Here is a 26335-nt window from a genome sequence, read left to right on the forward strand (position 1 = left end):
TCGGAGGGTCCGATGACCGGACGATCTCCCGCAGGAGAGGATGTTCGTTATGAGAGCCGTAGTACAGCGAGTCAGTCGGGCGTCGGTCACCGTGGACGGCGAGGTGGTCGGGGCGATCGAAGGGCCCGGGCTGCTGGTCCTGCTCGGCGTCACCCACGACGACACCCCCGAGAAGGCCGCCGCGCTGGCCTCGAAGATCTGGACCCTCCGCATCCTCCACGACGAACGCTCCGCCGCCGACGAACAGGCCCCGATCCTCGCCATCAGCCAGTTCACCCTGTACGCCGACACCCGCAAGGGCCGCCGCCCCTCCTGGAACGCCGCCGCCCCCGGCCCCATCTCCGAACCCCTCTACGACTCCTTCTGCACCGCCCTGGAATCCCTCGGCGCCAAAGTAGAACGAGGCACCTTCGGAGCCCACATGGACGTCACCCTCACCAACGACGGCCCCGTCACCCTGATCCTCGACACCTGAGATCAACTTTGAGAAGCCACCGACCAAAAATCCGCTCCGGAAATGGTCGGTGGCTTCTCAAAGTTGGGGGTGCGGACACAAACAACCGGCCCCCGGATCCGTGCGGGATCCGGGGGCCGGGGGTTCTGGGTCGGTGAGGTTCGACTCAGAGAGTGTCTGCTGAGATCAGCTGACGACGCCGGCGGCCGAGTGAGCGACGACGACCTTGGTGTTCAGGCCGGGAACCTCGACGACCAGAGCGTTCACCGAGATGTACCGCTTCTGCCGCATGACCTGGTTGAAGGTCAGGCGAGCGACGCCCGGGATTTCCAGGGTCTTGTTCTCGCCGGTCGGGACGGCGTAGGACTTGCCGCCGACCCTGATGGAAGCGATCGTCGAGGACGAGCTGACGCCGCCCTTGCCGTCCTTGGTCTTCCACGCGGAGGCCGAGGACTCGATGGCGCCGATGGACAGCGAGCCGACCTTCACACCCGCGACGTGCGAGGTGAAGTTGATGTAGGACTTGCCCTCGCCGATGGCGCCGTTCTTGGTGGTGTAGACACCGCCGACGTAGGCGACCTTCGGGATGTTCAGCTCGCCGACCGCGACCCGGACCGTCTTGCCCTCAGTGCCCTGGCAGGTGGTCTGAAGCGACGTGGCGTCGGAGACGACCAGCTTGTCGGCCGTGGCCTTGGTGCCGTAGGCGTCACCGATGACCAAAGCGGTCGCCGGCTTCGAGATCTCCGCGCGGGTTTTCAGCACCGCGACGTCGACGCCCTGCGGGATGTACTGGTTCTTCACGTTCGCGTGCAGCACGACGGCCTGCGCGTACGAGTAGATGCCGGAAGCGGTCTTCACACCACCGACGCGGTTCAGCACGGCGTATCCGAGACCCGGGATCGCGATCTTCGTGTTCGGCTTCGGGTTCAGCAGCGACGGCACCGTGACCGCGCCGATCCGCACGCCCGCGAAGGTGGTGCTGCCGGTGTAGGACAGCTGGCCCTTCGAGTACTTCGACGTGGTGGTGGTCTTCACGCCGGTCAGCGTGAGCAGGTTGCCGACGCGGACGTCGGCGGCCACCGCGGTGCTGGTGACGCCGGTGCCGCTGGCGTTGTTGAAGCCGTGCGTGTCGGTCTTCACCGAGCGCGCGATCGCCTGCCCATTCACGTTCGCCGTGGCGATGTCGTTCTTGTCAGCCTTGTTGGCGTCCGTGGTGCAACCGAACTTGCTGATCACCTGCGGGCCACTGTTCGCCAGCCCGGATTGAACGTCGGTCCCGTACGCGTAGCCGCTGTAGCCGAAAACCGGCGAGGCGGACGCGGAACCCGACGTCAGCGCAATCGTAGAAGCCACGCCGACAACCGCCGCAACACCGACGGCGGCGAGCTTCTTGTATCCGATGCGGGGTCGCATTGACCCCTCCTCCCTGAGTGATGACGTGACCCGAAGTGCGGGTCAGGACACAGACACAACTCAGCCGATTGCGGTAGGTGACGAGCCGACCGCGCTCCGAGACCGAACCGTTACCTTGCCGCTCGTTCCACGAGATTTCCCGGTCCCACCCGTAACCCGGCTGCGATGACCCGGAAAACCTGCCCGGTAAGCGATCCCGCGACAGATGCAGGCATGCCGAAGGGCCCGGACGCGCAAGGTCCGGGCCCCTCGGTGCTTACTTCAGGGTGGGCCACCGTCGGGTGGGGGTGGCACCATCAGTAACGAACGACTGCTCAGACGGTGACGGCCACTTCCGCAACCTCGCCGTACTGCGCGACCACCTGACGGTCGACCGGGTCGGCCTTCGGGGCCAGCGTGCGCAGCGTCCAGCTGCCCGGCGCCGCGAAGAACCGGAAGTGCCCGGTCGCCGAGGTCGGCACCTCGGCCGTGAACTCACCAGTGGAGTCCAGCAGCCGCACGTACGCGCCGCCGACCGGCTCCTCGCCGCGCAGCACCTGGCCCTGGATCACGGCCTCCTTGTCGACGTCGACACCCTTGAGGTCGAGGCCGCCCTTCTTCGCTCCGCACATGTGTCAGGCCTTTCCGGGCTCGTCGCCGAGGGCAACGGGTACGCCGACCAGCGAGCCCCACTCGGTCCAGGATCCGTCGTAGTTCTTCACGTTCGCCTGGCCGAGGATCTCGTGCAGCACGAACCAGGTGTGCGCCGAGCGCTCGCCGATCCGGCAGTACGCGATGGTGTCCTTGCCGAAGTCGACACCGGCGTCGGCGTACAGGGTCTTCAGCTCGTCGTCGGCGCGGAAGGTGCCGTCGTCGTTGGCCGCCTTGCTCCACGGGATGCTGGCCGCGGTCGGGATGTGACCCGCCCGCTGCGCCTGCTCCTGCGGCAGGTGGGCCGGGGCGAGCAGCCGGCCGGCGTACTCGTCGGGGCTGCGCACGTCGACCAGGTTCTTCACGCCGATGGCGTCCTTGACCTCGTCGCGGAAGGCGCGGATCTCCAGGTTCTGCGGCTGCGCGGAGTACTCGGTGGCCTCGCGCTTGACGACCTCGTCGGTCAGCTCGCGGCTGTCCAGCTCCCAGCGCTTGCGGCCGCCGTCGAGCAGGCGGACGTCACCGTGGCCGTAGAGCTTGAAGTACCAGTACGCGTACGCCGCGAACCAGTTGTTGTTGCCGCCGTACAGCACGACCGTGTCGTCGTTCTTCACGCCGCGGTCGGACAGCAGCGCCTCGAACTGCTCCTGGCTGACGAAGTCGCGACGGACCGGGTCCTGCAGGTCGTCCTGCCAGTCGATCTTGATCGCGCCGGCGATGTGGCCGGCGTCGTACGCCGAGACGTCTTCGTCGACCTCGATCAGGACGACACCGGCGTCGTTCTTGTGCTCCTCGACCCAGTCGGCCGAGACGAGCGCGGATTCCCTGCTCATGTGTGCTGCCTCTCAGTTGGTAGCGGTGGTTGGCGTACGAATGCGGTGGATCAGCAGATAGGCCTCGCAGCCGAGGCAGAGCCCGACGGCCGCGTTCACGAACGCGGCGACCAGGGCGAATCCGGTGGCGACCACTCCCAGGACGGTCACGCCGGTCAGGTACCCGACCAGACCGACGACCGCGAAGACGAGGCCGACCAGCTGGGCGAACCGCGGCGGGGCCGCGTCCTCCAGTTCCTTCGGCGGGCCCAGCCGGGGCCGGACCAGCCGCTTGAACAGCAACCCGTACGGCGACGCGCTGACGCCGAACGCGACCGAGATCGTGAACACCACGGCTTGCACCGCGAGCGGCCAGGGGTTGTTCAGTACGAGCGTCAGCGCCAGGACGACCGTGGTCACGCCGGCGGCGAACCGGAGACCGCGCGGATCGACCTGTTGTGCCGTCTGTTGTTCGGACATGACGACTCCCGGTGAAGGAGGATGTCGAGCCGGAACCCGCCCGGGTCTGCGGGAGGCGACGTACGCGGAACCGTGCTCAGCGACCGGTTCCGCAGCGCTCTGGACGCCGCCTGGTCAGCGGCGACGACACAGCGAAGAGCGGACGCGGCAGTTGTCCACTGCCCGTCGCTTCGTCAGCCATGTCGTGTAAACCACGCAATGAGACTACGGAACCTGGGCGGGCGCGCCACCCGTGGTCCCATCACGTGAGACAACTGATCAAACTATGGACAACGGTGGTTCAGACGCGGACCACATTGGTCGCGGCGACCTTGTCGTGCAGCGCCTGCTTCTTGTCGTCCCAGAGCGGCCAGAGGTAGTTGAGCAGCAGAGCCAGGGAGGCGAAGAGACCGACGACCGGGATCGAGCCGGCCACGTTCAGGGCCAGGATCAGACCACCGCGCTTCGCCGCGGCACCGCGCGGCGGCTTGCCCGGCACGTCCCGCAGCCGGACCGCGATCCCGGTCGCCATCTTGCCGGGAGTGCGGCCCTTCGCGACCAGGAACAGGTACTCGTAGACGAACACGACCAGAGCCCCCAGCAGGGACGCCGGGATGGCGTACTTGAACACCTCAGGCGGCATCGAGACCGGAGTCGAGCTACCGGCCCGGGCGGCGTCCAGGACGTCCTCCACCCACGAGTTCATCACTTTGCTGGACTGGTAGTAGAAGTACCCGGTCAGCGGCAAGGCGATGAACCAGGCGATGATCGAGTCGATGATGCGCGCGAAAACACGGCGCCACCAACCCGACAGCATCTGACCGTCCGGGGTGGTGCCGGAATTCTGCCCCTGGTAGGCGAAACCCTGTCCGCTCTGCGGGTACGCCGGGTAGCCGCCCTGCTGCGGGGCCTGCTGGCCGAACTGCGTCGGTGACTGAGCCCCCGGACCGCCGCCGCCGTACACCTGGCCGTGCTCCGCGGTCTGCCCGTACTTCGGGAAGTCTTGCGTCTTCGACTGGCCGAACTGCCCCTGGAACGGGGGTGGGCCCTCCTGCGGCCGACGCTGATCCGTCCAGGCGTTGCCGTCCCAGTACCGCTGCTGGGTCGGGTCCTCAGGGTCGTCGTACCAACCTGCTACTTGGGAGCTCACCGGGAGAGTCTTGCGTAAGTCCCGGTTCATTGGCCATCCGGTGACGCGTACCGGACGCTGTCAGCTCGGCTGGCGGTCGATCGCGACAGCCAGCGCGGCAATCACGTCGGGCTTCCGCGGCGCTCCGCTGGCGCGCTTCACGACCGCTCCGGTGCTGTCGAGCACCAGCGTGGTCGGCGTACGCAGGATGTCGAGCCGGCGTACCAGCTCCAGGTGGGACTCGGCGTCCAGCTCCACGTGGCGCACTCCGTCGACCATGCCCTCGACGTCGGCCAGCGTCCGCCGCGTGACCCGGCACGGCGCACAGAACGCCGACGAGAACTGCAGCAGCGTCGCCCGCTCGCCCAGCTCCCCGCCCAACTCCGCGGCCGTCACTCGCTCCACGTCGTCCTCGCTCTTCCCGCGAAACCGCCCGTCGACCCACGCCTTGAGCACACTGAGCCCCACGCCGGCTACTACCGCCGCGACGAGTACCCACAGCCCCAGGCTCACAGCTACCCACGGTACGTCGCCCCGTTCACAGTTCAACCGCCCGTTTCACGTGCTGAGAAGCACCTGCGGATCCACAGCGAGGCGGTGGCCCGAACGCCCGGTCGGCCAGGGCAGGCAGTCGTCGCCGTCACCCGGGTACCGAGGGACCACGTGCAAGTGGAGGTGGTCGACAGTGCGGCCGGAGCCGGGCCCGCTGGCGTTCAGCAGGCAGACACCGGTTGCCCCGAGCCTCGCCACCATCTTCTGCGCGATGCGCTGAGCCAGGTCCATCACCAGGGTCAGGTCACCCGGCCGCGCGTCCAGGAGACCTGTGGTGGTGTGACGCCGTGGCACCACCAGCGTGTGCCCCGGAGCGATCTCCTCACCGGGCAGCGGGAGGAACGCGACCGCCGCGTCCTCTTTGGCGATCCAGCGGGCCGAGTCGGCGGAGATCAGGCCGCAGAAGACGCAGGCATCCATCTGGTGATTGTGCTCCGGTCTAATGGACCTGTGGAGAGTGGAGTGACTGTGCGGTCGGGGGTGGTGATTCCCGAGGCAGAGCTGATGTGGCGGTTCTCACGGTCGGGCGGACCGGGCGGGCAGTCCGTGAACACCACGGACAGCCGGGTCGAGCTGAGCTTCGACGTGGCCGGTACGTCGGCGTTGAGCGACGTACTGAAGACGCGGGCGCTGGAGCGGCTCCAGTCGCGGCTGGTCGACGGGGTGGTGACGATCGCCGCGTCGGAGTACAAGTCGCAGTGGCGCAACCGGGAGGCCGCGCGGGAACGGCTCGCTGTACTGATCCGGGAGGCGATCGCTCCGCCGCCCCGGAAGCGGCGGCCGACCAAGCCGAGCAAGGGGTCCGTACGGCGCCGGCTGGACGACAAGAAGCGCCGCGGCCAGACCAAGCGGCTCCGCGGACGGCCGGACGACTGACGCGGCCCTTTGGCTGGATACGCTTGCCCGCGTGCAGGAAACGGGGAGCGGGGGGCAGGAGCCGGAGGAGCTCCCGGAGTTTCAGGATCTCAAGGTGCGGGGCCGCTCGGTGCGGACTTGGGCGATCAGCGCCGGCGCCGTACTGCTGGTGGTCTCGGCGGCCTTCGGCGGGCTCAAGAAGGCCGGCGACGAGACTCCGCAGGTGGACGCCGGTACCGCGATCGACGCCGGCCAGTTCGAGGTCACCGTCCAGCGGGTCGTCACCGTCAAGGACCTGAAGCCGCTGTTCACCCCGGACGACGGCGGGGTGCTGATCGCGGTCGTGACCAAGCTGAAGGTCACCGACGACACCGGCACGACACCGCCGTCGGACCTGATCCGGCTGATCGGCGTGCCCGGGGTGAAGGACACCGACCCGCCGCTCGGCAGCACGAACCTCCGCGACGCGACGATGAACCCGGTGCTCACCCCGGACGCGGCCGAGGACGTCGCGTACGTGTGGAAGCTGCCGAAGGCGAGCCAGTTCCCGACCGAGGTCAAGCTGACCGTGCAGGGCTACGAGCACGAGGACGAGTCGATCCTCGACCACCACGAGAAGTGGCTGCCGGACAAGATCGCCGCAGACAGCACGGTCGCGGTGAAGGACAACACCAAGTGACGGCTCTGATGCCGCGACTCCGTCGCGGCGGGTCATGGGGCTGTGACTCCCGGTCTTCCCTCGTCGCTCCGCTCCTCAGTCCAGACCGGGAGGCCCCATGACCGGGCGGAAACTGCTGAACGTCGGCCTCACGCTCGCCGTACTGGTCGCGATCGTCGCGCTGTACAGGTTCACGCCGACGCAGCAGGACATCCAGCAGCCGACCTCGGTGAACGGCATCGTCGGGCGCGCGGTGCAGACGCCGCGCTTCGACCTGACCGTCGACGACGTCCGGGTCGGCAAGAAGCTCCGGATCCCGCGGTCCACGCCGGACCGCGACTCGCTGACCACCTTCGTGGTCGTTGACGCCAGCGTCACCGCCAAACGGGAGCCGATGCACATCTTCGACATCCGGATCCGGTCGGCCGACGGCGTCACCTACCTCGGCGCGAACCGCAGCGGTCTCGACCGGTTCGACCTGACCGGGATCGAATTCGCGCCGGACATTCCGGCCCGTGGCTCGTTCGTGGTCGAGATGCCGGCCGACAAGGTGCCCGGGGCAACTTTGCTGGTGATGGAGAAGTCGATCCTGAACGACCTCGAGCCACAGGTCACCGTGCCACTCGGCTCCGACACGCCAAAGCTCGAAGACGTCGTCGACCTGGCCGCTGCGAGCGACACATGAGCGGCGCGCGCCGGGCCCGTCGTGGCTGGTTCGGGAAGAACACGGCCGCGCTCGCGACGCTGGTGATGGCGATCCCGCTCGCCGGCTGGTGGACCACGCGCAGCGACTACAAGTCCTGGTACAACAACGAGCCCCGCGATCCCGTCACGGTGTCGTCGGGCGGTACGTCGTACAACGGGGCTACTTGGTACGCCGCCAACGTCGAGGAGAACCCGCAGCCGTCCGAGAAGGGTGTTGATCAGGACGCGCTGCCCGAAGGGACCACGCGCATCCGGGTGCACGTCCGGCTGCAGGTGGACAAGCTGTCCGCGCTCGAAGGGCTCGGCGGCTGCCAGGTCCATCTGCGGGCGCCCGACGGCCGGATCTGGGACGAGGACACGCTCGCGGACGACTACCAGGACCGCCCGAACGGGTGCAGCGGCGGCTCCGACGACAAGCCGTCGAGCTGGCGTGGCACCGCGGCGCCGTACTACCTGAAGCCCGTGGCCGGGAAGCCGTTCGAGACGGTCGCGGTGTTCGTCGTACCGTCGTCCGTCGCCGGCAGCGTGCAGACGACGATCACGTGGGCTACGAAACTGCCTCAGTACCTGGCATTCCCGAGGTAGCGGCGCTGAGGTCGGTGACACCGTGGTCGCCGGCCGACTGCTCGTGGACCGCGCGGGTACGCGGGGTCAGGTAGCCGGCCAGGCCGCCGATCATCCGGTCGTACGCGGCGGCGAGCAGACTGACCTGCAGCATGATCTTCAGGCCGTCGGTGATCAGGTTCAGCGGCTCGTCGATGACCATCCAGAACTGCAGCGTGTGCGGTCCGAGGACCCACACCTTCAGGGCGATCCACACGGCGCTCGCGGCGAACGTGACGACCGCCCAGGCCAGGAAGTACCCGAGCATCGGCCGCAGGCCGGAGCGGACCACCAGCCGGAACGCCTCCAGGACAGGGGTCCAGCGGTCCTTCCAGTCGGCGACGACCGAGTTCCCGGCGACGCGGACGATCCGCGGCGTCTGCTGCCAGCGGTGCGTAATGCGGTCGAACCGCCAGCGCGGTTTGTCGAGCTTCTGCACGACGCGGCCGTAGATGATCGCGGTCATGGTGATCCACATCAGCGGGAGCACCGCGGCGTCCCAGAGGTCCGCAATGCCGGCGGTGACGAACCCGGTGACCGCGTCCCACACCTCGCGGACCTGGTTGACGCCCAGCACGTGGTCGAGCACCCAGGTGTACCCGTCGTGCAGCCACTGCCAGACCTGGCGCTCCTTCAGCCAGGTCATCGGCGGTGGGATGACCGACGTGGCCTGGTACGCGACGACGAAGATCCACAGCGCCTCGAGGTACGTGACGAACAGCTTGCGGACCGGGCCTTCCTTGTCCTTCCGCCACTTCTTGAACGCGAAGCGGAGCAGGTACGCCGTGACGCCCAGGCCGAGGAACAACCAGGTAGAGAGCGACTGCAGACCCTCTGACGGCTGCGGAACCGTACCGCCGCCCAGGACGGTGGCCACTGTCTCGTTGACCTTGTGGACGGCCAGTTGGTACTCGTAGTCGAGCGCCTCGTTCTGCAGGAACTTGTAGGCGGCGTAGAAGGCCAGGAACGGGAGGAGCGCCGCAGCGAGCGCGTCGAGCGCCCGGTGTTCACGGCCGGGCTCCACACCGTCGGGGGCGAGCATGCCCTCGGCAACTGCCCTGCGGTGGAACGGGAGCTCGCCGCGGAGGACCAGGAACATGGTCACGTACATCGCCAGCGAGACCACTACGAGCAACGCCAGTACGGCGATGCCGGCCGCCTCAGCTCTGGCGCCTGCCTGGACCGCTACCCATTGCAGGCCGCGGTGCGCCAGCTGGGCCACCAGAAACACCGCCAGAAGGCGCGGCCACGCCTTCCCGAACAGGACCCCCGCGCGACCCACCGTAGTGAGCAGCGTCCCCGACTCCATCGCCACGGCGACGAATGTACCTGGCGAAGAGTCCTAGTCAGCCGCCTGCGAAGGGCGGGAGAGCATCGACCAGGGCGCCCTGGGTGAGCGGCGTACTGGGCTCGGCGCGCTCGCCGTCCAGGAGGAACGTGCAGATCGACAGCACCCGCGCCAGCTCCGGCCGATCGGTCGAAACCGTCGTGACCAGGTCACGGATCGAGCCCGCCTCGGCGGTCGCCGACGACTCCCCGGCGGCCGAGCGTGCGGCAGCGAAGTACCTGATGGTCACTTCCGGCATCTGGTCCGCGCCTCACTAATCGGTTAAGTCTCGGCTATTATGTCAGCTTGCTGTTAGACCCAGTGTGTCCCAGGCCCCCGGCAACGACGCCGTCGGGGCCTGACGCGCACGAGGCCCGGATCGCGGCCATCGGATCCGATGATCAGCACAAGGAGACGGCGTGAGCACGTTGCTTCTGCTGACGAACGCCCTGCAGGCCTCCACCGAGGTCCTGCCGTCGCTCGCCCTGCTCCCCCACCAGATCCGCATCCTGCCGACCGAGGTCTCCGCGCTGGTCGACGCGCCGGACGCCGACGCCGTGCTGCTCGACGCCCGCCGCGACCTGGTCGCCGTCCGGAGCGCCTCCCGGCTCATCCGCACGACCGGTATCGACGTACCGCTGATCCTGGTCGTCACCGAGGGCGGCCTGACCGCGGTCAACGCCGACTGGGGCGCGGACGACGTACTGCTCGACACCGCCGGCCCGGCCGAGATCGAGGCCCGGCTGCGGCTCGTCATCGGCCGTCTCGCCGCGACCCGCAACGACGAGCCCGAGTCCACGCTGATCCGCAGCGGCGACGTCGTGATCGACGAGGCGTCGTACACCGCGAAGCTCAATGGGCGGGCGCTCGACCTGACGTACAAGGAGTTCGAGCTCTTCAAGTTCCTCGCGCAGCACCCGGGTCGGGTGTTCACGCGGGAACAGTTGCTCCAGGAGGTCTGGGGCTACGACTACTTCGGCGGTACGCGGACGGTCGACGTGCACGTACGGCGCCTGCGCGCCAAGCTCGGCCCCGAGCACGAGGCCCTGATCGGCACCGTCCGGAACGTCGGCTACCGCTTCGTGGTGCCGCCGACGCCCTCCGCGCGCGAGACCGCCGAAGTGACGTCCTGAGGTCTTTAGAGGAAGAACTTCAGCAGGGTGAAGGCCAGCGCGGCTGCCGTGACGAGGGCCGCCTTCCAGGACCCGACGCCCTGCCGGAACGCCGCCACGAACACCCCGACGGTGACCGGCACCAGCATCACCAGCAGGGTGACCCCGGCCGCGTGAACACCGACGTGCGACTGCGCCGTCAGGATCAGCCCCACCACGAATGCCACCGTCAACCCGAGCCAGCTGCTGAGCTGCACCGGCCCATCCGCGCTGCGATGCCCGCGATGCGAAGCCCTGGGAGCCCGCCGGTGCGAGGTCGGAGCAACGTGCGCCATCGCTCACCTTCCGTAAGTGCCTGAGTACGCAAGGTACCAGGATCACTGACCAGAAGAAAAAGCCGGTACGCCGCCTGTGAGGCGACGTACCGGCTCTCGTTCAGTCAGCCGTTGCGGTCAGGAACCGACGGAGATGCGGTCGGTCGCGACCGGCGTGTACGGGTCGTGCGCGGTCAGGTAGTTGGCGAACGCATCGATGTCCAAGCCACCGAAGAACTTGTTCGTCGCGGTGGTGAAGGCCGGGAAGCCGTCACCGCCGTCCGAGAGGAAGTTGTTCGTGACGATGCGGTACGTCGTACCGTCGACGAGCGGCTGCCCGCCGATCTTGATCGAACCGGCCACCACCTTCGAGCCCGCCGCGGCGGCCGGGTTCCAGGTGTAGGTGATGCCCGCGACCTGGAGCACCTTGAACTTCGGCGCGTCCGGGCCGTTCAGCCCGGAGAACTGCTGCTCCAGCAGGGCCTTGATCTGCGTCCCGGTCATGTCCATCGAGACCAGGAAGTTGTTGAACGGCTGCACGCTGAAGGCCTCCCCGAAGGTGACCTCACCGCTGTTGGACGCCAGGTCGGCGCGGATTCCGCCCGGGTTCATGAAGGCCACGACCGGTGTCTTCCCACCGGTCACGACACTCGAGTCGGCCAACTGCGCGTCGGCGATCAGGTTGCCCAGCGGGGACTCGAGCGAATCGTCGTTCGTCCGCACCACCGACGGCGTGGTGAGGTGACCGATCACCTTGTTCTCGATCGGGGCGACGAGCTGCTTGTACTTGGCGATCAGGGTCGCCGTCTTCGGGTCCTGCACGACGTCCTGAGTGATGATCTGGTTGTTCGCCAGCGTGTTCACCCGGTCGACGTCACCGGTCGCGTTGTCGATGCTCAACCGGACGTCGGTCACGAGCCGGCCGAACGACGAGGCGCTGGTGACGAGCCGCGGGTTCTTGTCCTTGTCCGGCAGGGAGCAGTTGTACCCCTGGTGGGTGTGGCCGGAGATGATCGCGTCGATCTCCGGATCCAGGTTGGCGTTGATGTCCACGATCGGGCCGGAGATACCCGGGCAGCTGTTGTACGCCTTCGGGTCGACCGGGAAACCGCCCTCGTGCAGCAGCACGACGATCGACTCCACACCCTTCTTCTTCAGCACCGGGACCAGCGCGTTCGCGGTGTCGACCTCGTCCTTGAAGGTCAGGCCCTCGACGCCGGCCTTGGTCACGATGTTCGGCGTGTTCTCCAGCGTCATCCCGATGAAGCCGACCTTCTTGCCGTCCTTGAAGGTCTTGATCGTGTACGGCGCGAACAGGGTCTTCCGGGTGTTCTCGAAGTACACGTTCGCGGAGAGGTACTTGAACTTCGCGCCCTCGAACGGGTGCGCCGCGTCCGGGCAGGAGTTCTGGTTGTTCGCCCCGTCGCCGTCCGGCAGGCAGCCGCCGGTCTGCATCCGGAGCAGCTCATGCCAGCCCTCGTCGAACTCGTGGTTGCCCACCGACGCAGCCTCGAGTCCCATCCCGTTCAGCGCTTCGACCGTCGGCTCGTCGTGGAACGCGGCCGACAGCAGCGGCGAGGCGCCGATCAGGTCACCCGCGGCGACCGTCACCGAGTCCTGCCCCTTCGCCTCCGCGGCCGCCCGCAGCTGCTTCAGATGCGTGGCAAGGTACGCCGCGCCGCCCGCCGGGATGCCGTTGATGTTGCCGCCGGACCCCGACGCGGGCTCAAGGTTGCCGTGGAAGTCGTTGATCGCGAGCAGCTGGATCTGGCTGTGCGTCGGCTTCGGCTTGGTCGCGGCGTCCTCCGTCGCGTCCTGGGTCGCGGCTCCTGCCTGGCTCACGGATCCCCCCGCGGCCAACGCGAGCGCCACGGCCGTCCCGGTGACGAGCAGTCCGACCGCCCGCCATCCCCCCAACCGTGCCCTGCCTCGTGCTGTGATGGCCATCTCTTCTCCGTCGTCTCGGTCACCGCTGTTGCGGTGCCGCGAAATCCTCCGCGGTTCCGCGAAAGTTACCCGTGACGACGCGCCCTCGCCAGGACCTGAGCGTGAACTCAGCCGGACCTTTTACGGTATTCAGGTGACCCTCGAAGCCGTTCCCTCACCGTTGCCCTCGGCCACTGCCGCCGCCGTCACGGAACTCGCCCGCGTCGCAGCACACAGCGACGGCGTCAACCCGCTCTCCGAACGCACCCTCCTGCACCTCGACGGCGAACACCCCGGTGACGTCCACGTCCTCGCCTACGAAGGCGATCCGGGCACCATCGAGGTCAGCGGCCTGCAGAGCGCCCGCAACCTGGTCGGGTACGGCGCCCTGTCCCCCGACGGCTCCGCCGAACTCTTCGTAGCCCCGTCCGCCCGCCGCCAAGGCTTCGGTACGGCGCTCGTCCGCATCCTCCTCGACCACGGCGGCGCCCGTACCCGCGTCTGGGCCCACGGCCGCCTGCCCGGCTCCGACGAACTGGCCCACCGCCTCAACCTCGAGGTCACCCGGGAGCTCTACTTCCTCCGCCGTACCAGGGCCGACCTCCCAGAACCCGTCTGGCCCGACGGCATCGACGTACGCACGTTCGTCCCCGGCCAGGACGACGCCGCCTGGCTGAAGGTCAACGCGGCCGCCTTCGCCGACCATCCGGAGCAGGGCAGCTGGACCGCCGCGGACCTGGCCGAACGCCTCCAGCAACCATGGTTCGACCCCGACGGCTTCTTCCTCGCCGTCGACTCCACCACCGGGGCGATCGCCGGCTTCCACTGGACCAAGGTCGAGGACGGCGTAGGCGAGGTCTATGTAGTAGGCGTCTCCCCCACCCACCAGGGCATGGGCCTGGGCAAGGCTCTAACCCTCCAAGGCCTCTACCACCTGCAAACCACGCGCAACCTGGACGAGATAGTCCTCTACGTAGACGGCACCAACACCGCAGCCAGAGCCCTCTACAACTCCCTGAACTTCACCACCGCCGCCCTGGACGTCCAGTACGCCCCCGCCTGACGTCCTGTGAACGACATCACAGCGAAGCCACCCGCTCACTTCACGTCATAAACCCCACCCCGCCTCGTCCCACCACCAACCAGGAGCCGTCCGAGCCTCTAACCCCCCAGCCGGACGGCTCCTGGCCCCCAACCCCGTTATCCACAACTGCATCTTTTGACATCGAACCCCGCCCCACCCCGCAGTTACGATCGTGTCAACTACGGAGGGCTGACACACGTGACACACCGCAACAGGCCAACCCACGCGCTCCTGGCCTGCCTATCCACCACCGCGCTACTCACTTCCTGCGGCCAGGGAAGCCCGGAGGCAGGCCAACCCAACACCTCACCGCCGATGTCGACGGGCACGTCAACGGCCCCCACGAACGAGACGTCGGCGAGCCCTGGAGCGAGCAACACGGTCGGCACGCCTCCCCCAACTCTGCCCACCGCCCCGCCCGGGCGTCCGAAAGCCGCGGCCGGGGCAACCCTTGCTGCCGGCGAAGCCTTCATCGGGTATTACGTCGATCTGCTCAACTATTCGTACGGAACAGGCGACTCCGGCCCACTCCTTGCGGCGAGCGACAAAGGTTGTCTCGGTTGCAAGGCTATCGCGGACTACGTCCTGAAGATCAATCTTAAGAACGGCACCCTTGAAGGCGACTACAAGGATCGCCTCATAGATGTCAAAGAAATCTTCCGAGGCAGTTCCGGACGGCTCGGCGGCTCGGCGACCCTCAAATCGGGGACATTCACCGAGAGGGATTCACCCAGCGCGTCCCCCGTTCCCCAGGGAGGCGACACGGGGACGATGGAGTTCACCCTTTCACCAAGTGGCGGGAACTGGGTGATGTACGAGATGGAAATCAAATAATGAAGGCGGATCTTGTCCGCTGTGCGTGCGCGTCGCTCGCGACGCTGACCCTTACGGCCGGCGTTTCCGCGACGGCGGTACTCGCCGGTGACCTGAGCGCAGCAAACGCGTCTCCAACCGGTCCGATGGCCGAAGCATCCTCGACGCCAGTCCCGAAAGTAACGGGCAAACCCCGACGCTGGGGCGGTACGGTCGAGTCGTCGACCTCCAAACGCGGTCGCGAGGAGCGGAAAGGCTCACAGAGCACACGGACACCGACCACCAAGTCGATCACCAAACCCGCGAAGCCAACGCGGTTCCACAAGCCGCAGAGCGTTGACGCTCGGCGAGACATCCGGATGAACATCGGCATCTGTGGTCGGGTGCAGACCGATGGGACTGTGCCCGGTCCGAATCGGTGTCAGCCTGGGGGCGCTGGGCGGAAGATCACGGAACGCACGACGCCGCCGGAGGTGATACGCCCGCGGCCTGAGGACGTCACCTGGGAGCAGGTGCGGTCGGAAACCAAGAACGTCATGTTCCCGGGTCTCTCGGTCAAGGTGCAGCCGAACGGGCGGACGCTGGTGAATCTGGACACGATCGTCTACACCGACGACAGCAAGGTGTCGACCACCACCGTCACGTTGCTCGGATTCCCGGTCGTCGTTGAGGCCACGCCGATCAGCTACACCTGGCGCTTCGGTGACGGCAGCCCGGCGCTCACCACGAGCACGCCCGGCAAGCCGTACCCGTCGAAGGACATCACCCACAAGTACATGAAGCGCGGCGCCGTCAGCCTCACATTGACGACCAACTACGCAGCCCGCTTCAACGTCGCCGACACCGGTTGGCAGTACATCGAAGGCACCGTCCCCATCACCGGCCCCGCCACTCAACTCCAGGTCCGCGAAGCAGTCCCCGTCCTCGTCGACCCCGGCCGCTGATCTCGTCTCGCCAGGGATCCACCTGCAGGAACGTCGAATCGGTCCACGCCGCCGTACCGGATCCGTACCCCTGCCCAACCGGCGCGGTTCAATCGCGTCACTACGGAGGTCGGCACACTTGCCACACCCCAACAGGCCGACCATCACATTTCTAGCCTGCCTAAGCGCCACCGCACTACTAGCCGCCTGCAGCCAGGGCAGCCCCGAAGCCGCCCAGCCCAACGCGTCCCCACCGCCAGCGTCGACGAGCGCACCCCGTACGCCTTCATCGCCGGCAACCTCGGCACCTACGACGAATGCACCCCTACGACCGCGCGCGGCCGTAGGCCTCAGTTTGGCTGCGGGAGAGGCCTTCGTGAGGTACTACGTCAGTCTCATGAACTACGCCTCGACAACGGGCGACGTCGCGCCGATGCTGTCCCCCACCGCGACAATTTGTAAACAATGCAAGGGTTATGCGAACTACGTGGCCGAGGTCAACGCCGCGAACGGGGGCCTCACCGGAGACTACTTCGAACGAGTCAACGACGTACCGGACCTTTTCCGTGGAGATGGCGGACGCGTAGGCGGCTACGCACTGGTGACAATCGGCGCGTACACATCGAAGGACTCTCCGTCGGCAAAACCTGTGACAAGCCCAGTACAGAGGTACAAGCGCGAGTTCACCCTGCTCAAACAACACGGGTCATGGACCATGGCCGCGATGAGTCTCGTCGCCCAATGAGATTCGAGTGAGGTCTATGTGGCGCCGGTCCGCGGATCGAGACCACTCATGGTGCCAACGGGCCGGTCCATCGGTCGACTGCTGCCTGACGCAGTGGGTGCGCGATCCGCGTACATGCATGCCACCTAGGTTTGTGCCGGGCCTCGACGAGCGCGCCCGCCCCTTCTTCGTCGGTCCCTTCAGCCAAAAGCCGCTGCATGGATCGCACGGGCAGGCTGTAATCCCCCGGAACCCCCGCGACCGCCCAGTTGAGGGGGTTGGGGAGGTTTTTTGCCCGATTTGGGCAGGTAATTCTCCCCAACTCGGCTCGGGAGGTTCGGCGGCTCGGGTGGAGGGGCTGCTGTCCACAGCTCGCTAGTGGAGGGTGGTTCTTAGGTGGTTGGTTAGGTGGGTTTGGGCTTCCCGGGTGGTGCCGGGGACTGTTAGTAGGTTGGCGTGGCCGTGGGGGAGGGATTTGTGGTGGGTGTGGGTCAGGTCGTTGCCGGCTGCCGTTAGGGCGGTGGCGTAGTCGAGGCCTTCGTCTCGGAGGGGGTCGAAGCCGGCGGTGGTGAGGTAGGTGGGTGGGAGGCCGGTGAGGTCTTCGGCTCGGAGGGGGGAGACGATCGGGTCGGGGCGGAGTGTGGGGTCGGGGGTGTAGAGGTCGCGGTACCAGATGATGTCCTCTTCGGTGAGGATGAAGCCCTCGGAGAAGAGGTCTCGGCTGGGGCGCCGGGCGACCAGGTCGACGGCTGGGTAGAGGAGGACCTGGAGGGCCGGCTGTGGGAGGCCGCGGCGGACTGTTTGCTGGGCGACTACGGCGGCCAGGTTGCCGCCTGCGCTGTCGCCGCCGACGGCTACCAGGGTGGGGTCCGCGCCCAGGTCCTCGGCGTGGTCGACGGCCCAGGTGAAGGCGGCGATGGCGTCCTCGGCAGCGGTCGGGGCGGGGGCTTCGGGGGCGAGGCGGTAGTCGACGGAGAGGACCCGTACGCCGGAGTCGGCGGCGACTGCGCGGCAGAACGCGTCGTGGGTACCGAGGTCGCCGACCACCCAGCCGCCCCCGTGGAAGTACACCAACAGACCACGGCCCACGTCCCCACGAGGGATGTAGAGGCGGGCGCCCAGTTGCCCCGCGGCGCCGCGGACAGTGAGGTCGGTTACCCGGAGTAGGTCGGCGGGGGTCCCGGTGATCAGTTTGCAGAGGTTGCGGAAGCGCGTCCGGGCGGTCGCGGCGTCGGTCTTGGTTGTGCGTGGCAACAAGTTGTCGATCCGCAGGAGTAGCTGTACGTCGGGATCCAGGGTGTTGCCGTCGATCTGGATCGGGGCGCCGGCCAGCCGTCGGCGGACAGCGGCGGGTAGCGCGTACAGCGGGACGAGGGCGTTCGCTTGTACGGCGGTCGCCGTGTCACGCAGTACCGAGTCCAGTCGTAGGTTCACAAGGGGTGACGCTAGCAACCAGGCGCCAACATCGGCTCCCGGAACTGGTCGACAGGCAGCGAAAAGGTCACATCCGGCAACGCGCGGACGGCTACCCGTTGTTCACCAAAGGATGGGATGCTGAGCGGTGTGGCTGGAGACTTGCTGGCATCGCACAACAGGGAGTACGACGTTGAACCGCCGTACGACATCAGTGCGGCCGGTGACCTCCCCGCAGACCGGTTCTCCGACCGGGAGCTGAGCTGGCTCGCGTTCAACCAGCGGGTCCTGGAGCTCGCCGAGAACGACCGGATCCCGCTGCTCGAGCGGGCCAAGTTCCTCGCCATCTTCGCCAGCAACCTGGACGAGTTCTACATGGTCCGGGTCGCGGGTCTGAAGCGCCGGATCGCGGCCGGGGTCGCGGTGAAGGCGGCCAGCGGCCTGCTCCCCCGCGAGGTTCTCGACCGCAGCCTGGCGAGGAGCCGGGAGCTGATGGACCGGCAGGCGGAGACGTGGCGGAAGTCGGTGCAGCCGGCGCTGACCGAGCAGGGCATCGACATCCTGCGCTGGGACGAGCTGGAGCACAGCGAGCGCGAGGACATGACCCGGTTCTTCCGGGACCGCATCTTCCCGGTGCTGACGCCGCTGGCGGTCGACCCCTCGCACCCGTTCCCGTACATCTCCGGTCTGAGCCTGAATCTCGCGGTCGTGGTCCGCAACCCGGACACCGGCGGTGAGCACTTCGCCCGCGTGAAGGTGCCGCCGCTGCTGCCGCGGTTCGTGAAGGTCGCCGAGGGCCGGTTCGTGCCGCTCGAGGACGTGATCGCTACCCACCTCGGCCAGCTGTTCCCAGGCATGGAGGTCACCCAGCACCACACGTTCCGGGTGACCCGCAACGAGGACCTCGAGGTCGAGGAGGACGACGCCGAGAACCTGCTGGCCGCGCTCGAGAAGGAGCTGCTGCGCCGCCGGTTCGGTCCGCCCGTCCGGCTCGAGGTGGAGGAGTCGATCGACCCGCAGGTCAAGGCGCTGCTGCTGTCCGAGCTGGGCGTCACCGAGGCGGAGGTGTTCGAGCTCCCGGGCCCGCTGGATCTACGTGGCCTGTTCACCATCGCCGGCCTGGACCGGGCCGAGCTGAAGTACCCCGCGTTCGTGCCGTCGACGCATCCGCATCTGGCCGAGGTGGAGACCTCCAACCCGGCCGACATGTTTCACGCGCTCAAGCAGCGCGACGTACTCGTCCACCACCCGTACGACTCGTTCTCCACCAGCATCCAGCGCTTCATCGAGCAGGCGGCCGCGGACCCGCACGTCCTGGCGATCAAGCAGACGCTCTACCGGACCAGTGGTGACTCCCCGATCGTCGACGCGCTCATCGACGCCGCCGAGGCCGGCAAGCAGGTGCTGGTCCTGGTGGAGATCCAGGCGCGCTTCGACGAGCAGGCGAACATCAAGTGGGCCCGTCAGCTCGAGCATGCCGGCTGCCACGTCGTGTACGGCGTGATCGGCCTCAAGACGCACTGCAAGCTGTCGCTCGTCGTCCGTGACGAGCCGGACGGCCTGCGCCGTTACGCGCACATCGGGACCGGCAACTACCACCCGAAGACTGCCCGGCTCTACGAGGACCTGGGCCTGCTGACCAGCGACAAGGTCGTCACCGAGGACGTCGCACTGCTCTTCAACCACCTGTCCGGCTTCGGTCGCAGCGCCGGCTACCGGCGGATCCTGGTGGCCCCCCAGTCGGTACGGCGGGGGCTCGTCGAGCGGATCGACCGCGAGGTGCAGCACCACCACGCCGGCCGCCCGGCGCGGATCCGGATCAAGGTGAACAGCCTGGTGGACGAGGCCCTGTGCGACGCGCTCTACCGGGCGTCACAGGCCGGCGTACCCGTTGACCTGTGGATCCGTGGCATCTGCACGATCCGGCCCGGAATACCCGGGCTGTCGGAGAACATCCAGGTCCGCAGCATCCTGGGCCGGTTCCTCGAGCACAGCCGGGTGTTCCTGTTCGAGAACGGCGGTGAGCCGGAGGTGTGGATCGGCTCGGCCGACCTGATGCACCGCAACCTGGACCGCCGGGTGGAGGTGCTGGTGCAGCTGAAGCAGCAGGACCACGTCAACGAGCTCGGTGAGATGTTCGACCTGGCGCTGGACGACGGCACCGGTTCCTGGTGGCTGCAGGCGGACGACACGTGGCAGGCCCGGCTCAGCGGACCGGACGGTGAGCCGCTGCGGGACATGCAGGAACGGCTGATCGCAACCCGCGGCCGCCGCCGGGCCTCCGAACCGATCGGTTAGTCACGTCCTAGGGTGATTCCATGAGCAACCCGGCGACGGTTATCGCCGCGGGTGGTGTCGTGTGGCGAGAGCGCCGCGGCACCCGGCAGGTGCTGCTGGTGCACCGTCCCCGGTACGACGACTGGTCCCTCCCGAAGGGCAAGCTCAACGCGCACGAGCACGTGCTGCTCGGTGCGCGTCGGGAGATCGAGGAGGAGACCGGACTGCAGGTCGTCCTCGGTCCCCCGTTGGGCGTGCAGCGGTACCCGATCCGCAAGAACGGCGGGACCACCCAGAAGCTGGTGCACTACTGGTCCGCCGTACCGGTCAACGGCAGCGAGTTCGAGCCGAACGACGAGGTGGACCAGGTCAGCTGGCTCCCGGTCGACAAGGCCCGCGGCAAGCTCAGCTACCCGCGTGACGTGGACATCCTGGACGCACTGGGCCAGGCGGTGCCGGTCGTCGCCACCGTGGTCGTGCTGAGGCATGCGGAGGCTCTGAAGCGGAAGGACTGGGACGGCAAGGACACACTCCGTCCACTCACCAGCGACGGTACGGCGGTCGCACAGCGAATGACCGGCGTACTGGCCGCACTGGGCGCCAACCGGATCATCAGCAGCGATGCGGAGCGGTGTGCCGCGACAGTCGCGCCGTACGCCGCCTCTCTCGGCCGACACATCCACCTGTGGCCGGAGATCTCCGAACGCGGGTACGACGCTGCCCCGGACGGACTGCGCGGTCTGGCCGAGCGGGTGTGGAAGCCCGGCAAGGTGACAGTCGTCTGCTCGCACCGGCCGGTCCTGCCGGCGCTGGCGCGGGAGCTGGGCCTGAAGGTCGGCAAGTTCTCCACAGGTGCGTTTCTGGTCGCACATCGACTGGCCGACGGCCGCGTGGTGCACGAGCGTTTCGGCGCACCGTAGCCGCCGCGACACGGCTCGGTGACGATCCAGGCACAGCCGACGGGGTGCTCGGGTGACACTGGAGCTGACGGGTATGTTCCTACCCGAGGAACCGGCGCCCCACCGGGTGCCGGTCTGAGGAGAGGTTCGGGGCGCACCATGACGATGATGCGAGAACTGACACTGATCGGGATCCGGATGGAATCGCCCAACCGGGCCCCGGTGATGATGCTGCGCGAGACCGAGGGCTACCGCTACCTGCCGATCTCGATCGGCTCGGTCGAGGCGACCGCGATCGCCTACGAGGAACAGGGCCTGCGTCCGTCGCGGCCGCTCACCCATGACCTGATGCGCGACCTGATCGAGGCGTTCGGCGTCCATATCGAAGCGGTCGAGATCGTCGAGCTGCGCGACGCCGTGTTCTATGCCGAACTCGTGCTGGCCAACGGCGTCCGAGTCTCCGCCCGCCCGAGCGACTCGGTCGCGCTCGCGGTCCGTCTCGGTACGCCGATCCGCTGCACGGAAGACGTACTGCGAGAAGCCGGCGTCGCGACCCCCGAGGAGGAACAGGCCGAGCTGGAACGCTTCCGGCAGTTCCTCGACGGCGTCGCCCCGGAGGACTTCTCCAGCTGACGTCCGCGTCCCCGGATGGCACGACGAGGTACTACCGTTCACGTTGTTGGTGCGCTTTGCGTTACTGAAACGTGAGCAAACAGCCGTTTACTTCGACGGAGAGTGACGGCTCTTAACTCAGTTCACCTAATGGCTGCCTGTCGGCACGCCAGGCGTCGCGCACGCTACCGGAACCGTTCACCGCTCGTTCACCAGTGACGGACCGGTCGGTCACCTGGTCTCCCTACCGTCTGTGGAAGTTCAGAAGTCTGATTCCCGCAGAAGGGCAACACTCTCGTGTCCGTCAATCGCCTGTTCCGCGTCGGCTCCGTCGCCGTGGCCTCCCTCGGCGTCCTCGCCCTGAGCGCCTGTGGCAGTGACCCCGAGCCGGCCGGTTCGTCGAGCCCCGACTCGTCGACGTCGTCTGCCGGCGCCGAGTGCCCGAAGGGCACGCTGAACGCCGAGGGTTCCTCGGCGCAGAAGAACGCCATCGAGGAAGTCATCAGCAAGTACAACGAGAAGTGCGCCGACGTCACGGTGAACTACAACCCGACCGGTTCCGGCGCGGGTATCAAGCAGTTCAACGCGAGCCAGGTCGACTTCGCCGGCTCCGACTCGGCCCTGAAGCCGGACGAGATGACCGCGGCCACGAAGCGCTGCGCGGGTAACGCGGCCGTCGACCTGCCGATGGTCATCGGCCCGGTCGCGATCGCCTACAACCTCGACGGCGTGACCAAGCTGGTCCTCGACGGCCCGACCGCCGCGAAGATCTTCCAGGGCACGATCAAGACCTGGAACGACCCGGCGATCGCCAAGCTGAACGCGGGAGTCACGTTGCCGTCGGCACCGATCTCGGTGTTCTTCCGCTCCGACGAGTCCGGCACCACCGAGAACTTCACCAAGTACCTGAAGGCGGCCGGTGGCGGCGGCTGGACCGGTGAGCCGGCCAAGAAGTGGACCGGCACGGGCGCCGGCAAGGAGAAGTCGGCCGGTGTCGCCGAGGGCGTGAAGAGCAGCAAGAACTCGATCACGTACGTCGAGTGGTCGTACGCCGTCGACAACAAGCTCGGCGTCGCCCAGATCGAGACCGGTTCGGGCACCCCGGTCGAGCTGTCCGCCGAATCCGCCGGCAAGGCGCTGGCCGCCGCGAAGCCGGCCGGCACCGGGTCCGACCTGGCCCTGAAGCTGGACTACGCGACCAAGGCCCCGGGTGCGTACCCGATCATCCTGGTCACCTACGAGATCGCCTGCACCAAGGGCCTTCCGGCCGAGAAGACCGCGCTGGTGAAGAGCTTCCTGAGCTACTTCGTCAGCAAGGACGGCCAGGCGTCGCTGACCGACCTGAACTACGCGCCGCTCCCGGCCGAGATCCAGACCAAGGTCGAGGCCGCCATCCAGGCGATCAGCTGATCGAGACGCAGTACTGATGCGAGCCCCGGCCGGTCCGAGTCATCGGAGGACGCCGGGGCTCGCCTCGTCAGACCCAGACGTGACATCACGACTCAGGCGCTTGGAGCAGCATCGAAATGAGTAGTCCAGACGGCACGGCACCGCCCGACCGGCCGGACGGCACAGCCGCCGAAGAAGCAGAACCGAAGATCGAGGATCTGGTTCACGAGGACGCCGGCCCGACCCCGCAGTTCGGTGGCCTGGCCGCGGAACACGCCGACCACGACGCGGCACAGCAGCCCGCCGAGGTGATGACCGAGTCCGGTGTCGAGGCCGCGGGTACGACGACCGCGACCGAGACCGGCGGCAAGCTCGAGCTCGGCCCGGTCGGGCACCTCGGCGACCGGCTGTTCGGCGGCCTCGCCCGCGGCTCCGGCGGCCTGGTGGTCCTGATCGTCGCGTTCGTCGGCATCTTCCTGCTGGCGCTGGCGATTCCCGCGCTGATCGATGACAAGAGCAACTTCTTGTTCTCCCGGATCTGGGAGCCGGGCGGCGACCAGCCGCGGTTCGGCATCGCGGCGCTCTTCTACACCACCGTGATCAGCTCGATCATCGCGATGCTCATCGCGGTCCCGATCGCGATCGGCGTCGCGCTGTTCGTCACGTACTACGCCCCGAAACGGCTGGCCGCACCGGTCGCGCACGCGGTCGACCTCCTGGCCGCCGTACCGTCGATCATCTACGGCCTGTGGGGCATCCTGTTCTTCGCCCCGATCCTGCGCCCCGTGATCAACGGCCTGTCCACGGCGCTCGGCTGGATCCCGCTGTTCGAGAAGCCGCCGGGCGACAACGTCGGCGTGGTCTTCACCGCGTCGGTGGTGCTCGCGATCATGATCCTTCCGGTGGTCACCGCGATCAGCCGGGAGATCTTCGCGCAGACGCCGATCACGCACCGCGAAGGCGCGCTGGCGCTCGGCGCGACCCGCTGGGAGATGATCCGGCTGTCGGTGCTGCCGTACGGGCGCTCCGGTGTGGTCAGCGCCTCGATGCTCGGTCTCGGCCGGGCGCTCGGTGAAACCGTCGCCGTACTGATCATCCTGTCGGTGCCGAACGGCAACGACCCGTGGAACTCGTCGATCTTCGCCGGTGGCGAGACGTTCGCGTCGAAGATCGCCAACAACGCCGCCGAGTTCGACTCGCCGGAGAAGACCGGCGCCTACATCGCGGCCGGCCTGGTGCTGTTCGTCGTCACGTTCCTGGTCAACTCCGCGGCCCGGATCATCGTCGACCGCAGCACACCCGGCACCAAGCGCCCCCGCCGCAACCGCCGCGCGGGAGCAGCAGAAGGAGCATCCGCATGACGGCCATCGCTGAGAACAAGCCGGCGTACGACGGGAAGGTCCTGGACCTGACCGGGAAGTCGGGCGCCCGGGCCTTCAAGAACACGCTGGCCACCGTGCTGATCGTGCTGGCCTTCGCGGTCGCGATGATCCCGCTGGTGTGGATCCTGTTCACCGTGGTCAGCAAGGGTTATCACCTGTTGCTGAGTGCGGACTGGTGGAGCCAGTCGCAGCGTGGCATCACCGTACGGCGGGCGGGCGGCGGCGCCTACCACGCGATCATGGGCACGCTGATCATGGCCTTGATCACCGCCGTGATCGCGGTCCCGATCGCGATTCTCGGCGCGATCTACCTGGTCGAGTACGGCAAGGGAACGCGAGCCGCCAAGGTCGTCAGCTTCATGATCGACATCCTCACCGGTGTCCCGTCGATCGTCGCCGCACTGTTCGTCTACGCGGTCTGGATCACTGTTTTCGGCTTCAACCGCGTGGGTTTCGCGGTGTCGCTGTCACTGGTGCTGCTGATGCTTCCCGTCGTACTGCGGTCCACCGAGGAGATGCTGAAACTCGTGCCGGACGAGTTGCGCGAGGCGTCGTACGCGCTCGGCGTACCGAAGTGGAAGACGATCCTGAAGGTCGTCGTACCGACGGCGTTCGGCGGCATCATCACCGGCGTGATGCTCGGTCTGGCCCGCGTCATGGGTGAGACCGCGCCGCTGCTGATCCTGGTCGGCTACTCGAAGAACATCAACCTGAACCCGTTCAGCGGCTTCCAGGGCGCGCTGCCGACGATGATCAACCAGGACCGTACCGAGCTGGCGTTGCCGAATGCCGCGGACCGGGTCTGGGCCGCGGCGCTCACCCTGATCCTGCTGGTTCTTGCCCTCAACCTGCTGGCCCGGCTGATCGCCCGGTTCAGCGCCATCAAGTCGAAATAGTCGAGAGGTTCTGAGTCGATATGGCTAAGCGCATCGAGGTCAGCGGCCTCAACGTCTACTACGGCGACTTCAAGGCCGTCGAGGACGTGTCGATGACGGTCGAGCCCCGCTCGGTCACCGCGTTCATCGGCCCGTCCGGCTGCGGCAAGTCCACGTTCCTGCGCACCTTGAACCGGATGCACGAGGTGATCCCCGGCGCCCGCGTCGAGGGCAAGGTGATGCTGGACCAGCAGGACCTGTACGCCACCGGGATCGACCCGGTCGCGGTACGCCGGGTTGTCGGCATGGTGTTCCAGCGGCCGAACCCGTTCCCGACGATGTCGATCTTCGACAACGTCGCGTCCGGCCTGAAGCTCAACGGCGTCAAGGATCGCAAGAAGCTCACCGAGGTGGTCGAGTCGTCGCTCAAGGGCGCGAACCTCTGGAACGAGGTGAAGGACCGGCTCGACAAGCCGGGCGCGGGTCTGTCCGGTGGCCAGCAGCAACGGCTCTGCATCGCCCGGGCGATCGCGGTCGAGCCCGAGGTGATCCTGATGGACGAGCCCTGCTCGGCCCTGGACCCGATCTCCACGCTGGCGATCGAGGACCTGATCGAGAAGCTCAAGGACCGTTTCACTGTTGTGATTGTCACGCACAACATGCAGCAGGCGGCCCGCGTTTCGGACCAGACGGCCTTCTTCAACCTGGCCGCGACCGGCAAGCCCGGGCGGCTGATCGAGATGGCCCCGACCAAGCAGATCTTCTCCAACCCGGCCGAAAAAGCCACCGAGGACTACATCACCGGCCGCTTCGGCTGATCCGTCGTACGAGTTATCCACAGCTGCGGGCCGGCGATTCGCCGGTCCGCAGCTGTATTTGGTGTCAATTGGTGCAACTGTCCACAGATCGGGCGTTTCGCGTCTGCCGTGCCCACCGCTGTGGCCCTCCGACCGCTAGCCTTTGCCCAGTAAACGCGGGTGAACTGTGACGAAAGG

29 protein-coding genes are annotated in these 26335 nt (G+C 67.4%); 17 read left to right on the plus strand and 12 right to left on the minus strand.

Features of this window, described 5'->3' with window-relative positions; genetic code table 11:
• The first annotated feature begins 49 nt into the window (after nucleotides 1-49).
• Complete coding sequence (gene dtd, locus EV649_RS12430) at nucleotides 50-475, plus strand: D-aminoacyl-tRNA deacylase (protein WP_130383355.1); 426 nt, start codon at nucleotides 50-52, stop codon at nucleotides 473-475.
• A gap of 165 nt (nucleotides 476-640) precedes the next feature.
• Here dtd and EV649_RS12435 read toward each other — a convergent pair whose 3' ends face one another.
• From EV649_RS12435 to EV649_RS12465, 7 genes are all read right to left on the minus strand, one after another.
• A complete protein-coding gene (locus tag EV649_RS12435) occupies nucleotides 641-1867 on the minus strand; it encodes a choice-of-anchor P family protein (protein ID WP_130383356.1) in 1227 nt (408 codons plus the stop codon).
• 314 nt (nucleotides 1868-2181) lie between these two features.
• Nucleotides 2182-2478, minus strand: coding sequence for a DUF1416 domain-containing protein (locus EV649_RS12440; protein ID WP_130383357.1), 297 nt, complete (start codon nucleotides 2476-2478; stop codon nucleotides 2182-2184).
• 3 nt (nucleotides 2479-2481) lie between these two features.
• On the minus strand, nucleotides 2482-3330 hold the full coding sequence (locus EV649_RS12445) for a sulfurtransferase (RefSeq protein WP_130383358.1): 849 nt from the start codon (nucleotides 3328-3330) through the stop codon (nucleotides 2482-2484).
• Nucleotides 3331-3342: 12 nt separating this feature from the next.
• Complete coding sequence (locus EV649_RS12450; protein ID WP_130383359.1) at nucleotides 3343-3789, minus strand: DUF4395 domain-containing protein; 447 nt, start codon at nucleotides 3787-3789, stop codon at nucleotides 3343-3345.
• A 280-nt stretch (nucleotides 3790-4069) separates the two neighbouring features.
• Nucleotides 4070-4918: an RDD family protein gene (locus tag EV649_RS12455; RefSeq protein ID WP_198682414.1), complete on the minus strand. Its 849-nt coding sequence runs from the start codon at nucleotides 4916-4918 to the stop codon at nucleotides 4070-4072.
• A 60-nt stretch (nucleotides 4919-4978) separates the two neighbouring features.
• Nucleotides 4979-5410 (minus strand): thioredoxin family protein, encoded by a 432-nt coding sequence (locus EV649_RS12460; RefSeq protein WP_130383361.1) that lies wholly within the window; start codon nucleotides 5408-5410, stop codon nucleotides 4979-4981.
• A gap of 45 nt (nucleotides 5411-5455) precedes the next feature.
• Entirely contained in the window at nucleotides 5456-5869 is a 414-nt protein-coding gene (locus EV649_RS12465) for an HIT family protein (RefSeq protein ID WP_130383362.1), read from the minus strand.
• Nucleotides 5870-5872: 3 nt separating this feature from the next.
• Here EV649_RS12465 and arfB point away from each other — a divergent pair, with 3 nt between their 5' ends.
• The 4 genes from arfB to EV649_RS12485 all read left to right on the plus strand — a co-directional run bounded on the left by arfB (nucleotide 5873) and on the right by EV649_RS12485 (nucleotide 8252).
• The gene (gene arfB, locus EV649_RS12470; protein ID WP_347233126.1) at nucleotides 5873-6325 is read left to right on the plus strand and encodes an alternative ribosome rescue aminoacyl-tRNA hydrolase ArfB; all 453 of its coding nucleotides are present in this window, start codon (nucleotides 5873-5875) and stop codon (nucleotides 6323-6325) included.
• A 31-nt stretch (nucleotides 6326-6356) separates the two neighbouring features.
• A complete protein-coding gene (locus tag EV649_RS12475) occupies nucleotides 6357-6983 on the plus strand; it encodes a hypothetical protein (RefSeq protein WP_130383364.1) in 627 nt (208 codons plus the stop codon).
• 97 nt (nucleotides 6984-7080) lie between these two features.
• On the plus strand, nucleotides 7081-7647 hold the full coding sequence (locus tag EV649_RS12480) for a hypothetical protein (protein ID WP_130383365.1): 567 nt from the start codon (nucleotides 7081-7083) through the stop codon (nucleotides 7645-7647).
• Nucleotides 7644-8252, plus strand: coding sequence for a hypothetical protein (locus tag EV649_RS12485; protein WP_130383366.1), 609 nt, complete (start codon nucleotides 7644-7646; stop codon nucleotides 8250-8252). The genes EV649_RS12480 and EV649_RS12485 overlap by 4 nt, the downstream gene beginning before the upstream one ends.
• Here the strand turns inward: EV649_RS12485 and EV649_RS12490 are convergent.
• Both EV649_RS12490 and EV649_RS12495 read right to left on the minus strand, forming a co-directional pair.
• Nucleotides 8215-9579, minus strand: a complete 1365-nt coding sequence (locus tag EV649_RS12490) for a hypothetical protein (RefSeq protein WP_241998119.1) — start codon at nucleotides 9577-9579, stop codon at nucleotides 8215-8217. The two genes, EV649_RS12485 and EV649_RS12490, sit on opposite strands and share 38 nt — an antisense overlap.
• 37 nt (nucleotides 9580-9616) lie before the next feature.
• Nucleotides 9617-9856 carry a MoaD/ThiS family protein gene (locus tag EV649_RS12495; RefSeq protein WP_130383367.1) on the minus strand — a complete coding sequence of 80 codons (240 nt, stop codon included), beginning with the start codon at nucleotides 9854-9856 and terminating at the stop codon, nucleotides 9617-9619.
• 160 nt (nucleotides 9857-10016) lie between these two features.
• On the opposite strand from EV649_RS12495, the gene EV649_RS12500 reads away from it, so the two are divergent.
• Nucleotides 10017-10730: a response regulator transcription factor gene (locus EV649_RS12500; protein ID WP_130383368.1), complete on the plus strand. Its 714-nt coding sequence runs from the start codon at nucleotides 10017-10019 to the stop codon at nucleotides 10728-10730.
• 5 nt (nucleotides 10731-10735) lie between these two features.
• Here the strand turns inward: EV649_RS12500 and EV649_RS12505 are convergent, their stop codons facing one another.
• Together EV649_RS12505 and EV649_RS12510 are read right to left on the minus strand one after the other, a co-directional pair.
• A complete protein-coding gene (locus tag EV649_RS12505; protein WP_241998019.1) occupies nucleotides 10736-10966 on the minus strand; it encodes a hypothetical protein in 231 nt (76 codons plus the stop codon).
• 195 nt (nucleotides 10967-11161) lie between these two features.
• A complete protein-coding gene (locus EV649_RS12510; RefSeq protein WP_130383370.1) occupies nucleotides 11162-12970 on the minus strand; it encodes a bifunctional metallophosphatase/5'-nucleotidase in 1809 nt (602 codons plus the stop codon).
• Nucleotides 12971-13103: 133 nt separating this feature from the next.
• On the opposite strand from EV649_RS12510, the gene mshD reads away from it, so the two are divergent.
• The 4 genes from mshD (at nucleotide 13104) to EV649_RS41595 (ending at nucleotide 16514) form a co-directional block, all read left to right on the plus strand.
• Nucleotides 13104-14012 (plus strand): mycothiol synthase, encoded by a 909-nt coding sequence (mshD, locus tag EV649_RS12515; RefSeq protein ID WP_198682415.1) that lies wholly within the window; start codon nucleotides 13104-13106, stop codon nucleotides 14010-14012.
• Between the two features lie 336 nt (nucleotides 14013-14348).
• Nucleotides 14349-14867: a DUF6318 family protein gene (locus tag EV649_RS12520; protein ID WP_130383372.1), complete on the plus strand. Its 519-nt coding sequence runs from the start codon at nucleotides 14349-14351 to the stop codon at nucleotides 14865-14867.
• Nucleotides 14868-15358: 491 nt separating this feature from the next.
• Entirely contained in the window at nucleotides 15359-15790 is a 432-nt protein-coding gene (locus tag EV649_RS12525) for a PKD domain-containing protein (RefSeq protein ID WP_130383373.1), read from the plus strand.
• Nucleotides 15791-15908: 118 nt separating this feature from the next.
• Nucleotides 15909-16514 carry a DUF6318 family protein gene (locus EV649_RS41595; protein WP_241998021.1) on the plus strand — a complete coding sequence of 202 codons (606 nt, stop codon included), beginning with the start codon at nucleotides 15909-15911 and terminating at the stop codon, nucleotides 16512-16514.
• 354 nt (nucleotides 16515-16868) lie between these two features.
• Here the strand turns inward: EV649_RS41595 and EV649_RS12535 are convergent, their stop codons facing one another.
• A complete protein-coding gene (locus tag EV649_RS12535) occupies nucleotides 16869-17927 on the minus strand; it encodes an alpha/beta hydrolase (protein WP_241998023.1) in 1059 nt (352 codons plus the stop codon).
• A gap of 117 nt (nucleotides 17928-18044) precedes the next feature.
• Between EV649_RS12535 and EV649_RS12540 the strand changes: the two genes are divergently transcribed.
• The 7 genes from EV649_RS12540 (at nucleotide 18045) to pstB (ending at nucleotide 26158) form a co-directional block, all read left to right on the plus strand.
• Nucleotides 18045-20204 carry an RNA degradosome polyphosphate kinase gene (locus tag EV649_RS12540; protein WP_130383375.1) on the plus strand — a complete coding sequence of 720 codons (2160 nt, stop codon included), beginning with the start codon at nucleotides 18045-18047 and terminating at the stop codon, nucleotides 20202-20204.
• A 20-nt stretch (nucleotides 20205-20224) separates the two neighbouring features.
• Nucleotides 20225-21103, plus strand: a complete 879-nt coding sequence (locus EV649_RS12545) for an NUDIX domain-containing protein (protein WP_130383376.1) — start codon at nucleotides 20225-20227, stop codon at nucleotides 21101-21103.
• Between the two features lie 147 nt (nucleotides 21104-21250).
• Nucleotides 21251-21715 carry a bifunctional nuclease family protein gene (locus EV649_RS12550; protein ID WP_198682416.1) on the plus strand — a complete coding sequence of 155 codons (465 nt, stop codon included), beginning with the start codon at nucleotides 21251-21253 and terminating at the stop codon, nucleotides 21713-21715.
• Nucleotides 21716-21991: 276 nt separating this feature from the next.
• Nucleotides 21992-23104, plus strand: coding sequence for a phosphate ABC transporter substrate-binding protein PstS (gene pstS / locus EV649_RS12555; protein ID WP_130383378.1), 1113 nt, complete (start codon nucleotides 21992-21994; stop codon nucleotides 23102-23104).
• Nucleotides 23105-23394: 290 nt separating this feature from the next.
• Nucleotides 23395-24444: a phosphate ABC transporter permease subunit PstC gene (pstC, locus tag EV649_RS12560; RefSeq protein ID WP_130383678.1), complete on the plus strand. Its 1050-nt coding sequence runs from the start codon at nucleotides 23395-23397 to the stop codon at nucleotides 24442-24444.
• Entirely contained in the window at nucleotides 24441-25361 is a 921-nt protein-coding gene (pstA, locus tag EV649_RS12565) for a phosphate ABC transporter permease PstA (RefSeq protein ID WP_130383379.1), read from the plus strand. The genes pstC and pstA overlap by 4 nt, the downstream gene beginning before the upstream one ends.
• A 20-nt stretch (nucleotides 25362-25381) precedes the next feature.
• On the plus strand, nucleotides 25382-26158 hold the full coding sequence (gene pstB / locus EV649_RS12570; protein WP_130383380.1) for a phosphate ABC transporter ATP-binding protein PstB: 777 nt from the start codon (nucleotides 25382-25384) through the stop codon (nucleotides 26156-26158).
• The last annotated feature ends 177 nt before the right edge of the window (nucleotides 26159-26335 follow it).

The sequence above is a fragment of the Kribbella sp. VKM Ac-2569 genome (assembly GCF_004216905.1).
Classification (GTDB): Bacteria; Actinomycetota; Actinomycetes; order Propionibacteriales; family Kribbellaceae; genus Kribbella.

Bases quoted from the DNA above. Each gene is read 5' to 3' on its own strand.
- dtd (WP_130383355.1), top strand. From the start codon at position 50: ATGAGAGCCGTAGTACAGCGAGTCAGTCGGGCGTCGGTCACCGTGGAC.
- EV649_RS12435 (WP_130383356.1), bottom strand. From the start codon at position 1,867: ATGCGACCCCGCATCGGATACAAGAAGCTCGCCGCCGTCGGTGTTGCG.
- EV649_RS12440 (WP_130383357.1), bottom strand. From the start codon at position 2,478: ATGTGCGGAGCGAAGAAGGGCGGCCTCGACCTCAAGGGTGTCGACGTC.
- EV649_RS12445 (WP_130383358.1), bottom strand. From the start codon at position 3,330: ATGAGCAGGGAATCCGCGCTCGTCTCGGCCGACTGGGTCGAGGAGCAC.
- EV649_RS12450 (WP_130383359.1), bottom strand. From the start codon at position 3,789: ATGTCCGAACAACAGACGGCACAACAGGTCGATCCGCGCGGTCTCCGG.
- EV649_RS12465 (WP_130383362.1), bottom strand. From the start codon at position 5,869: ATGGATGCCTGCGTCTTCTGCGGCCTGATCTCCGCCGACTCGGCCCGC.
- EV649_RS12480 (WP_130383365.1), top strand. From the start codon at position 7,081: ATGACCGGGCGGAAACTGCTGAACGTCGGCCTCACGCTCGCCGTACTG.
- EV649_RS12485 (WP_130383366.1), top strand. From the start codon at position 7,644: ATGAGCGGCGCGCGCCGGGCCCGTCGTGGCTGGTTCGGGAAGAACACG.
- EV649_RS12490 (WP_241998119.1), bottom strand. From the start codon at position 9,579: ATGGAGTCGGGGACGCTGCTCACTACGGTGGGTCGCGCGGGGGTCCTG.
- EV649_RS12495 (WP_130383367.1), bottom strand. From the start codon at position 9,856: ATGCCGGAAGTGACCATCAGGTACTTCGCTGCCGCACGCTCGGCCGCC.
- EV649_RS12510 (WP_130383370.1), bottom strand. From the start codon at position 12,970: ATGGCCATCACAGCACGAGGCAGGGCACGGTTGGGGGGATGGCGGGCG.
- EV649_RS12520 (WP_130383372.1), top strand. From the start codon at position 14,349: ATGTCGACGGGCACGTCAACGGCCCCCACGAACGAGACGTCGGCGAGC.
- EV649_RS12540 (WP_130383375.1), top strand. From the start codon at position 18,045: ATGCTGAGCGGTGTGGCTGGAGACTTGCTGGCATCGCACAACAGGGAG.
- EV649_RS12545 (WP_130383376.1), top strand. From the start codon at position 20,225: ATGAGCAACCCGGCGACGGTTATCGCCGCGGGTGGTGTCGTGTGGCGA.
- EV649_RS12550 (WP_198682416.1), top strand. From the start codon at position 21,251: ATGCGAGAACTGACACTGATCGGGATCCGGATGGAATCGCCCAACCGG.
- pstC (WP_130383678.1), top strand. From the start codon at position 23,395: ATGACCGAGTCCGGTGTCGAGGCCGCGGGTACGACGACCGCGACCGAG.
- pstA (WP_130383379.1), top strand. From the start codon at position 24,441: ATGACGGCCATCGCTGAGAACAAGCCGGCGTACGACGGGAAGGTCCTG.
- pstB (WP_130383380.1), top strand. From the start codon at position 25,382: ATGGCTAAGCGCATCGAGGTCAGCGGCCTCAACGTCTACTACGGCGAC.